Below are 8,716 nucleotides of genomic sequence, written 5' to 3'. Positions count from 1 at the left end.
CAGGCTGACTGCCCCCACCGTCCGTCATCCCGGCGAAGGCCGGGATCCAGCTCACTTCGTTCCGCACATGCTGAGACAAAGCTGGATCCCGGCCTTCGCCGGGATGACGGCATCAAGGGGGTGTGGTGGTCTTCATCGCCGATGGGCGCTTTCCTGGTGGGACGGGGAGCATGACAGGCTCGGCCAGGCCGTGGCCGGCATGCGTGAACTCAGCGCGGAAGCGTTTCTGGCCAAGTATGTGACAGGCTGATTGCCCCCAACGTGCGTCATCCCGGCGAAGGCCGGGATGACGGTATCATGGGGGTGTGGCGGTCTTCAACGCCGATAGGCGCGTTCCTGGTGGGACTGGGAGCATGACAGGCTGGGCCAGGCCGTGGCCGGCATGCGTGAACTCAGCGTGGAAGCGTTTCTGGCGAAGTATGAGAAAGGCTGACTGCCCACCAACGTGCGTCATCCCGGCGAAGGCCGGGATCCAGCTCACTTCGTTCCGCACATGCTGACTCAAAGCTGGATCCCGGCCTTCGCCGGGATGACGGCATCAAGGGGGTGTGGCGGTCTTCATCGCCGACAGGCGTTTTCCTGGTGGGACTGGGAGCATGACAGGCTGGGTCAGGCCGTGGCCGACATGCGTGAATACAGCGTGGAAGCGTTTCTGGCGAAGTATGAGACAGGCTGACTGCCCTCTAACGTGCGTTATCCCGGCCTTCGCCGGGATGACGGCATCAAGGGGGTGTGGCGGTCTTCATCGCCGATAGGCGCTTTCCTGGTGTGACTGGGAGTATGACAGGCTGGGCCAGGCCGTGGCCGGCATGCGTGAACTCAGCGTGGAAGCGTTTCTGGTGAAGTATGAGACAGGCTGACTGCCCCCCCCAACGTGCGTCATCCCGGCCTTCGCCGGGATGACGGCAGTAGAGTGAGCTAGCGCCGATAGGCGAACTGCAGCAGGATCGTGCTCTGTACCGGTGAATTGAAGTTGTCGTCCGACATCAGCGTCACCCGCGTCTCCCCCTGGCGCTCGCACAGTGCGATGGCCTCCATGTTGTCGATCACATAGAGCGGAGCCGTGGCCTCCAGCAGAAGCTCCGGGATCACCGGCTTGCCGCTTGCGATATCGGCGATGGCGAAGCGCCGCACCGCCATGCCGGGCAGCGAGCCCGCCGAAAAGCGGCGCTCCAGCGTCAGCACGTCATCGCCATTCACCGCGAGATCGGTCACCTGATAAGCGTCGTAGCGCTCAAGGGAGAAGTCCCTGACCTCTCCGCCCTTCCACGTCCAGCCGCGGATGTTGCCCTGGGCATCGAAATGCCGCTCGGCGATGGCGATGAGGCGGCCGCCGGGAAGTTCTCCGAGGGATTCGACCTCGCCATTGTCGGTCCCCCGGTCGATGTCCCTTGGGTGCGGAAGGGTCTGGAACCGCGCATCAAGGCCGCGCCGCGCGATGTCATAGGTGCCAAAGCGCACGCGGCTTTCGAAGCCCACGGCGATCCGGCCGTTCGCCAGCCGTGTGACGGCCTCGGCATCGGCCCAGGACTTGCTTTTCTGCGGTTGGCCCTTGCTGTCGCGGATGGGCGCCAGGACGGCTTCCGCAATGCCCGCGAGAATGCCCTCCTCATAGACGAGCCGGGCCTGAAGCCAGTTGCCGCGGTCGCTCACGGCCAGCATGTCCTCGCAGTTTCCGCCGAGCACCAGCCCGGAAAATCCACCGAAGCCACGGTCTTCCGAGGTGAGCGTCAGCCCACCGCGCCACGCGAATGACCCGAAGCTGCCCGAGGACGAGAACCGCTGGAAAGAGCCGATGGGATCCGATGCGACGGCAACGGGATCGGCCTCGGCACCCGTCGTGAGCACCAGAAGAGCGATGCCCGCGGCAAGCCGCTTCAAGCCCGGGCGCGCTTCTTCATTGGCTGCCGCGCCATGGGTTTTGGCGCTGCCGTTTCGGAGAAGAGTTCCGCCAGCTTGTCGGTCATGGCCCCGCCCAGTTCCTCGGCATCCACGATGGTCACGGCGCGCTTGTAGTAGCGCGTCACATCATGCCCGATGCCGATGGCGATCAGTTCCACCGGCGAGCGCTGCTCGATGTCGTTGATCACCTGGCGCAGGTGCTTCTCAAGGTAGTTGCCGGAGTTGACGGAGAGTGTGGAATCGTCAACGGGCGCGCCATCCGAGATCACCATCAGGATGCGGCGCTGCTCGGTGCGCGCCAGCAGCCGGTTGTGCGCCCAGATCAGCGCTTCGCCGTCGATGTTTTCCTTGAGCAGCCCCTCGCGCATCATCAGCCCCAGATTGCGGCGCGCGCGCCGCCACGGGCTGTCAGCGGATTTGTAGATGATGTGGCGCAGATCGTTGAGGCGGCCAGGGTTTGGCGGCTTGTTGGCGCCCAACCACTTCTCGCGCGATTGCCCGCCCTTCCAGGCCCTGGTCGTGAAGCCGAGGATCTCGACCTTCACGCCGCAGCGCTCCAGCGTGCGGGCAAGAATGTCGGCGCAGGTGGCGGCCACCGTGATCGGGCGTCCGCGCATCGAGCCTGAATTGTCCAGCAGCAGTGTCACCACCGTGTCGCGGAAATCCGTGTCCTGCTCCACCTTGAAGGAGAGCGGGTGCATGGGGTCGATCACCACGCGGGTGAGGCGCGCGGCATCGAGCACGCCTTCCTCGAGGTCGAAATCCCAGGAGCGGTTCTGCTGCGCCATCAGCTTGCGCTGCAGGCGGTTGGCGAGCCGCGCCACCACGCCCTGCATGCTGGAGAGCTGCTTGTCGAGATAGTTGCGAAGCCTGGTCAGTTCTTCCGCATCGCAGAGGTCTTCCGCCGAGATCTCCTCGTCGAACTGGTTGGTGAAGACCTTGTAGAAGTCCTCGTTGGACAGCGACGAGAAGGGCAGCTGCGGCCGCCACGGCTCCTCGCCGTCGGACTCTTCCTCGCCATCCTGGCTGTCCTGCTGCTCGTCGACGTCCATCTGCTGGGCGTCTGTTTCGGCAGCCTCGGATTCGCCCTCGGCGTCCTGCATCTCCTCCATGGATTGCTGGGCGCTTTCCTGCTCCTCGCCTTCAGGCGTCTCCTGGCGCTCGCCCGATTCTTCCTCGGGCTCGTTGTTCTCGTCGTTCTCGTCGGACTGGTCGGGGTCCTCGCCCAGCTCGTCGCCCATGTCGAGGGCGGCGATGATGTCGCGTGACATGCGGGCGAAGGCCGCCTGGTCATGGATGCTCTCGTTGAGGTGGGCGAGCTGGGCCGAGGCTTTCTCCTCGATCCACGGCCGCCAGAGGTCCACCATGGTGCGCGCGCCCTCGGGCGGGGTCTCGCCGGTCAGCTTCTCACGCACCAGAAGGGCCACGGCCTCGTCAAGGGGGGCATCCTTGCGGTCGGTGTAGCGGGCGACGTCCTTGCGGCGGTAGCGGTCGTCCATCATCGCCGCGAGATTGTTCTTCATGCCGGGCATGGCATTGGCGCCGAGTGCCTCGATGCGGGCCTGTTCCACGGCCTCGAACACGGCGCGCGCGTTCTTGCCCTGCGGCTGGTAGTGGTTGTGGACCTTGTCGTTGTGATTGGCGATGCGCAGCGCGTAGCTGTCGGACAGGCCCCGCACGATGGCGATCTCGGCGGCCTTCAGCTCATTGCCGATCTGCGGCAACTTCGCCTTGTTCCCCGCGAGAGATGGATTCTCGTTGCCGAAGGTCACGGACAGTTCCGGATCTTCCGCAATGGTCTTCATCGCGACGGTGAGGACGCGCTTGAAGGCGTTGCCGGGTGACTCCTTCTCGCCAGCCACCGCCGTTCACTCAGGCGATGGCAATGTGGGCGGAGGATTCGGGCAGTTCTTCGCCGAAGCAGCGCTGGTAGAATTCCGCCACCACGCTGCGCTCCAGCTCGTCGCACTTGTTCAGGAAGGTGACGCGGAAGGCGAAGCCCACGTCATCGAAGATCTCGGCGTTCTGCGCCCAGGTGATGACGGTGCGCGGCGACATGACGGTCGAGAGATCGCCCTGCATGAAGGCGTTGCGGGTCAGGTCCGCCACGCGCACCATGTTGGAGATGATCTTGCGGCCCTTCTCGGTGTCGAAATTCTTCGACTTGGCCAGCACGATGCCTACCTCCTGCGCATGCGGCAGGTAGTTGAGGGCGGTGACGATGGACCAGCGGTCCATCTGCGCCTGGTTGATCTGCTGGGTTCCGTGATAGAGGCCCGTGGTGTCGCCAAGGCCGATGGTATTGGCCGTGGCGAACAGCCGGAAGGCGGCATGCGGGCGGATGACCTTCGACTGGTCAAGCAGCGTGAGCTTGCCCGCGCTTTCGAGGATGCGCTGGATCACGAACATCACGTCCGGGCGGCCGGCATCATATTCGTCGAAGACGAGGGCGACATTGTGCTGGTAGGCCCAGGGCAGGATGCCCTCGCGGAACTCGGTCACCTGCTTGCCTTCTTGCAGCACGATCGCATCCTTGCCGATCAGGTCGATTCGGCTGATGTGGCTGTCGAGGTTGATGCGGATGCACGGCCAGTTGAGGCGTGCTGCCACCTGCTCGATGTGGGTGGACTTGCCGGTGCCGTGATAGCCCGTCACCATCACGCGGCGGTTGTAGGCGAAGCCCGCGAGGATGGCGAGCGTGGTCTCGCGGTTGAAAAGATAGTCCGGATCGAGGTCGGGAACATGTTCCGACGGCTTGGAATAGGCCGGAACCTCGAGGTTGGATTCGAAGCCGAAGAGCTGCCTCACCGACGCCTTGATGTCGGGCATGCCGTTCGCCTCTGGGGTGGCCTTTGCAATCATGTCAGGAAATCTTCATGTTCCGGGGTTTCAGGGGCCGAGTTTTAGACGTTCGCGCCCCATAGGGCAAGGCTCAGTCCCGGCTAGCAGAACCCACTTGAACGCAGGTGGTCATAGGCCTGGATCACTGCTTTCAGCGTATCCTCATTGGCCCGGCTGCCGCCATTGGCATCCGGATGAAGCCGCTTCACCAGCGTCTTGTACTGGGTTTTCACTTGGTCTGCCGTGGCGCTGTCGTCAAGACCCAGCGTCTGCAGCGCCTTGAGCTCGGTGGAGCGCAGCGCCCGGCCGGTGGGGTGGCGGCCCGGCATCTTCGCTGCCGTGCCATTGACGCCGAAGGGATCGTCGCGCATCTGCGCCGCCTTGCGCCGCACGCTGGAGGCGGTTGCCGTGGCGTTCTGTCCCAGTTTCCAGGTCGGGCGGTGGCCGAGGCGGGCTTCCTTCTGGAACTCCTGCATCTCGTCGTCCTTCATGCCCGAGAAGTAGTTGTAGGTCTTGTTGTACTCCTGCACATGCTCGGTGCAGTAGTTGTAGAACTTGCCCTCATGGCCACGGCCCATCGGCGCCTTGTGGCGGCTGGGGCGTGGGCAGCCGGGCCATTCACATTGCGCAATCGTATCGGCGGGCTTCTTCTCGGTGGAAGGCTTCACCCGGATCTTGTCGAAGTATTTTGAATCGAGCTTCATCGCTGCCAATTATGGTGTTAGAGGCGAGCCCAAGCAAGTCTTGCCTCGCATGAGGGACACGAATGACACCTACCACGCATCTGGGCCCCGTGGGCCAAAGAATCTCCGCAAAGCTCCGGCAAAATTTCTCGCCGTCGGCGCTTGAGGTCATTGACGAGTCCTACCAGCACGCCGGCCACTCCGGCGCCGGGCCAGATGGTGAAAGCCATTTCCGTGTCAAAATCGTCGCGGAAGCCTTCCGCGGCAAGTCGAGGGTCGACCAGCACCGCATGGTGAATGCCGCGCTGGCTGAGGAATTGCGGGAGCGGGTTCACGCCCTGGCGATCCAGGCCTCGGCGCCGTAGGAGCCCTCATCCGGCCTTCGGCCACCTTCTCCCATCGCGTCGCGACGGGAGAAGGGAAACCTTTCCACGAGTCCCTTCTCCCGTCCGAAGGATGGGAGAAGGTGCCCGAAGGGCGGATGAGGGCTTCTCTCCGCTCGTCCCGACCTAATCGGAAACCTCGTCCCGCTTCACCGGGCTCATCCGCAGCGCCGTGATCTGATGGTGCCGCTTCTTCAGGATCTCGAAGCGGAAGCCGTGGAACACGAAGGCCTGGTCCACGTCCGGGATCATCCGCGCCTCATGGATCACGAGGCCGGCGATGGTGTTGGCCTCGTCATCCGGCAGCGTCCAGTCGAAGGCGCGGTTGAGGTCGCGGATCGGCACCGCGCCGTCGACGAGGTATGAGCCGTCAGGCTTGGGGCGGACACCGCTGGCCACCGCGTCGTGCTCGTCCTTGATGTCGCCGACGATCTCCTCGATGATGTCTTCCAGCGTCACCAGCCCCTGCACCTCGCCATATTCGTCCACCACGATGGCGAAATGGCTCTTGCGCTTCAGGAAGGCGTTGAGCTGGTCAGGTATGGCGCGCGTATCCGGCACGAACCACGGCGGCAGCAAGATGTCCTCGATGTCGATCTTGTTGGCATCGCCATTGTGCTTCTGAAAGGCTGAGAACAGGTTCTTGGCATGCAGCACGCCGATGATGTTGTCGGGGCTGTCCTTCCACACCGGAATGCGCGTATGGCCGCTTTTCAGCACCTTGGCGACAATGTCCTTCGCGTCTTCGGCGCCATCGATCATCGTCATCTTGGTGCGGTGGACCATGATGTCGGAAACCTCGAGGTCCTGCATGGCGAGAATGCCGCTCAGCATGTCGCGGTCATTCTTGATCACGGTGCCCTCCTTGATATGGAGGTCGATCGTCTCGCGCAGTTCCTCATGCACCGATTGGCCGTCCTGCGGGCCGTCATCCCCGGTCTGCCGCAGCATCGCGCGCGCCGCCTTGTCGGCTGTGCTGGCCATGGCACCCGTCACCGCGATCATCGCGAAGATGATGCTGCACAAGCCCATTGCAACGGCTTCCGGCCGGGCTGCGGCGTGGGCCTTCGGCAGCGCGAAACCGAAGAAGGCAAAGGCCAGAACCAGGATCACCGCCGCGGCCAGCTTCTCCGGCAGCACGGCAAAATATTCGATGAGCAGCACGGCAACGGCACCTGCAAGGATCAGCACCGCGCCATGCCACAGCGCCAGCGCGCCGGACGTTCGCTCCTCGCTGTCGAGCAGCGCCAGCACGCGCTCGGCACGGGCCTCGCCCTTCTTGTGAAGCTCGCTGAGGCGGGTGCGCGAGGCCTCCGCCAGTGCCGTGCGCGCGGCGGAGAGGACGGCGGACAGAATGAGCAGGCCAAGGAGTGCGGCGGTGATCAGTCCGGGTTCGAGGCTCATCGCTGGCGGAGGTCCTCCGTCAGGAAGTCCAGCACATCGGCATCCGAGACGTCTTTCGCGATGAAGGCCTCGCCGATGCCGCGCGCCAGGATGAAGGTCAGCCTTCCGCCTTGCGCTTTCTTGTCCTGCCGCATGATGTCGAGAAGTGTGGCGGGCGGCGGCAGTTCGCCGGGGATCTGGCTCGCGTGGATGGGAAGGCCAACACCCTTCAGGTGCTTGGCCACGCGCTCCGCCGTGCCCGGCGCGCAGAGCTTCTGGCGCTCGGAGAAACGAAAAGCCTGCACCATGCCGATCGAGACGCCCTCGCCATGGAGAAGGCGCTGCGAATAGCCGGTGGCGGATTCAAGCGCATGGCCGAAGGTGTGGCCGAGGTTGAGCAGCGCCCGCACGCCGGTTTCCGTCTCGTCTTCCGCCACGATCGCTGCCTTGGCCTCGCAGGAACGCCTGATGGCGTGGATGCGCGCCTGGGCGTCGCCGCGCATGATGGTGGGGGCCGCAGCTTCCAGCCATTCGAAGAAGCCTGCGTCTCCCAGCAATCCATATTTCGCCACCTCCGCATAGCCCGCCGCCAGCTCGCGCCGCGGCAGCGTGCCGAGGAGGGCGATATCGGTGATGACGGCAAGCGGCTGGTGGAAGGCGCCGATCAGGTTCTTGCCGTAGGGCGAATTGATGCCGGTCTTGCCGCCGACCGAGGAATCGACCTGAGAGAGCAGCGTTGTCGGGATCTGGATGAAGTCCACCCCACGCCTGAGGATTGCGGCGGCGAAGCCCGCCAGGTCGCCGATGACACCGCCGCCGAAGGCGATGATACGGTCACGCCGTTCGATTCCCGCCACCAGCAGCCGGTCACAGAGTTCGGCCAGGTGCTTGTAGCTTTTCGTGGCCTCGCCCGGCGGCATGACGATGGCGGTGGAGCGGATGCCCTTTGACGCCAGCGCCCTCTCCAGCGTCGCGAGATGGGCCGCCGCCACGTTCTCATCGGTCACGATGGCGGTCATCGGCCGCTTCATGAAGGGGGCCACGATCTCGCCCGCGCGGGCGAGAATCCCCTCGCCGATGTGGATGTCATAGCTGCGGTCGCCCAGCGCCACGGGCACGGTTTCGCGCCGCTCGGCGGTTTTCATGTCAGTCATTCTGCTTCTTGTCCCAGCCGTCCCACTGCGCCAGGGCACGGATCACGTCATTCACCATCTGGCCATGCTGCACATCCCGGCTTTCCACCGTCACGTCCGCCAGCGCATAGACGGGGTAGCGCTTGTCCATCAGCGTGCGCATCACCTGTTCCGGGTCGTCGGCCTGCAGGAGCGGCCTGTCCTGCCGCTTGGCCACGCGCTTCATCAGCAGCGGCAGCGAGGCCTTGAGCCACACCGAGATGCCATGGTCCGCGATGCCAGCCCGCGTCTCGTCATTCATGTAGGCGCCGCCGCCGGTTGCCAGCACCTGCGCGCCATTGCCGAGCAGGCGCTGGATGACGCGGCGTTCACCCTCACGGAAATAGGGCTC

8 protein-coding genes and 1 pseudogene are annotated in these 8,716 nt (G+C 64.4%); 2 read left to right on the top strand and 7 right to left on the bottom strand.

All coding sequences use genetic code 11. From position 1 onward, the window contains the following. Positions 1–250: pseudogene (locus tag ACILRA_RS15445) on the top strand (hypothetical protein); the annotation flags it as partial. 668 nt (positions 251–918) lie between these two features. On the opposite strand, the gene ACILRA_RS15440 reads toward ACILRA_RS15445, so the two are convergent. The 4 genes from ACILRA_RS15440 to ACILRA_RS15425 form a co-directional block, all read right to left on the bottom strand. Then, the gene (locus ACILRA_RS15440; protein WP_395662972.1) at positions 919–1,881 is read right to left on the bottom strand and encodes an esterase-like activity of phytase family protein; all 963 of its coding nucleotides are present in this window, start codon (positions 1,879–1,881) and stop codon (positions 919–921) included. Further along, positions 1,878–3,764 (bottom strand): cobaltochelatase subunit CobT, encoded by a 1,887-nt coding sequence (gene cobT, locus ACILRA_RS15435; RefSeq protein WP_395662971.1) that lies wholly within the window; start codon positions 3,762–3,764, stop codon positions 1,878–1,880. The genes ACILRA_RS15440 and cobT overlap by 4 nt, the downstream gene beginning before the upstream one ends. 10 nt (positions 3,765–3,774) lie before the next feature. Beyond that, entirely contained in the window at positions 3,775–4,764 is a 990-nt protein-coding gene (gene cobS, locus ACILRA_RS15430; protein ID WP_395662970.1) for a cobaltochelatase subunit CobS, read from the bottom strand. An 80-nt stretch (positions 4,765–4,844) separates the two neighbouring features. Then, positions 4,845–5,447: a J domain-containing protein gene (locus ACILRA_RS15425; protein WP_395662969.1), complete on the bottom strand. Its 603-nt coding sequence runs from the start codon at positions 5,445–5,447 to the stop codon at positions 4,845–4,847. Between the two features lie 62 nt (positions 5,448–5,509). Between ACILRA_RS15425 and ACILRA_RS15420 the strand changes: the two genes are divergently transcribed. Next, positions 5,510–5,791 carry a BolA family protein gene (locus tag ACILRA_RS15420; protein ID WP_395662968.1) on the top strand — a complete coding sequence of 94 codons (282 nt, stop codon included), beginning with the start codon at positions 5,510–5,512 and terminating at the stop codon, positions 5,789–5,791. A gap of 144 nt (positions 5,792–5,935) precedes the next feature. Here the strand turns inward: ACILRA_RS15420 and ACILRA_RS15415 are convergent, their stop codons facing one another. The 3 genes from ACILRA_RS15415 to ACILRA_RS15405 all read right to left on the bottom strand — a co-directional run. Beyond that, a complete protein-coding gene (locus ACILRA_RS15415; RefSeq protein WP_395662967.1) occupies positions 5,936–7,213 on the bottom strand; it encodes an HlyC/CorC family transporter in 1,278 nt (425 codons plus the stop codon). Then, positions 7,210–8,346 (bottom strand): 3-dehydroquinate synthase, encoded by a 1,137-nt coding sequence (aroB, locus tag ACILRA_RS15410; protein ID WP_395662966.1) that lies wholly within the window; start codon positions 8,344–8,346, stop codon positions 7,210–7,212. Before aroB ends, ACILRA_RS15415 begins: the two co-directional genes overlap by 4 nt. Next, positions 8,339–8,716: shikimate kinase (locus tag ACILRA_RS15405; protein WP_395662965.1), on the bottom strand; the 378-nt coding region annotated here is incomplete at its 5' end. The genes ACILRA_RS15405 and aroB, both read right to left, overlap by 8 nt.

It is taken from the genome of Aestuariivirga sp. (assembly GCF_044239095.1).
Classification (GTDB): domain Bacteria; phylum Pseudomonadota; class Alphaproteobacteria; order Rhizobiales; family Aestuariivirgaceae; genus Aestuariivirga.
This window is presented reverse-complemented; position numbering and strand designations above follow the sequence as displayed.

Coding starts and splice junctions, on each gene's coding strand:
- ACILRA_RS15425 (WP_395662969.1), bottom strand. CDS start 5,447: ATGAAGCTCGATTCAAAATACTTCGACAAGATCCGGGTGAAGCCTTCC.
- ACILRA_RS15420 (WP_395662968.1), top strand. CDS start 5,510: ATGACACCTACCACGCATCTGGGCCCCGTGGGCCAAAGAATCTCCGCA.
- aroB (WP_395662966.1), bottom strand. CDS start 8,346: ATGACTGACATGAAAACCGCCGAGCGGCGCGAAACCGTGCCCGTGGCG.
- ACILRA_RS15415 (WP_395662967.1), bottom strand. CDS start 7,213: ATGAGCCTCGAACCCGGACTGATCACCGCCGCACTCCTTGGCCTGCTC.
- cobS (WP_395662970.1), bottom strand. CDS start 4,764: ATGATTGCAAAGGCCACCCCAGAGGCGAACGGCATGCCCGACATCAAG.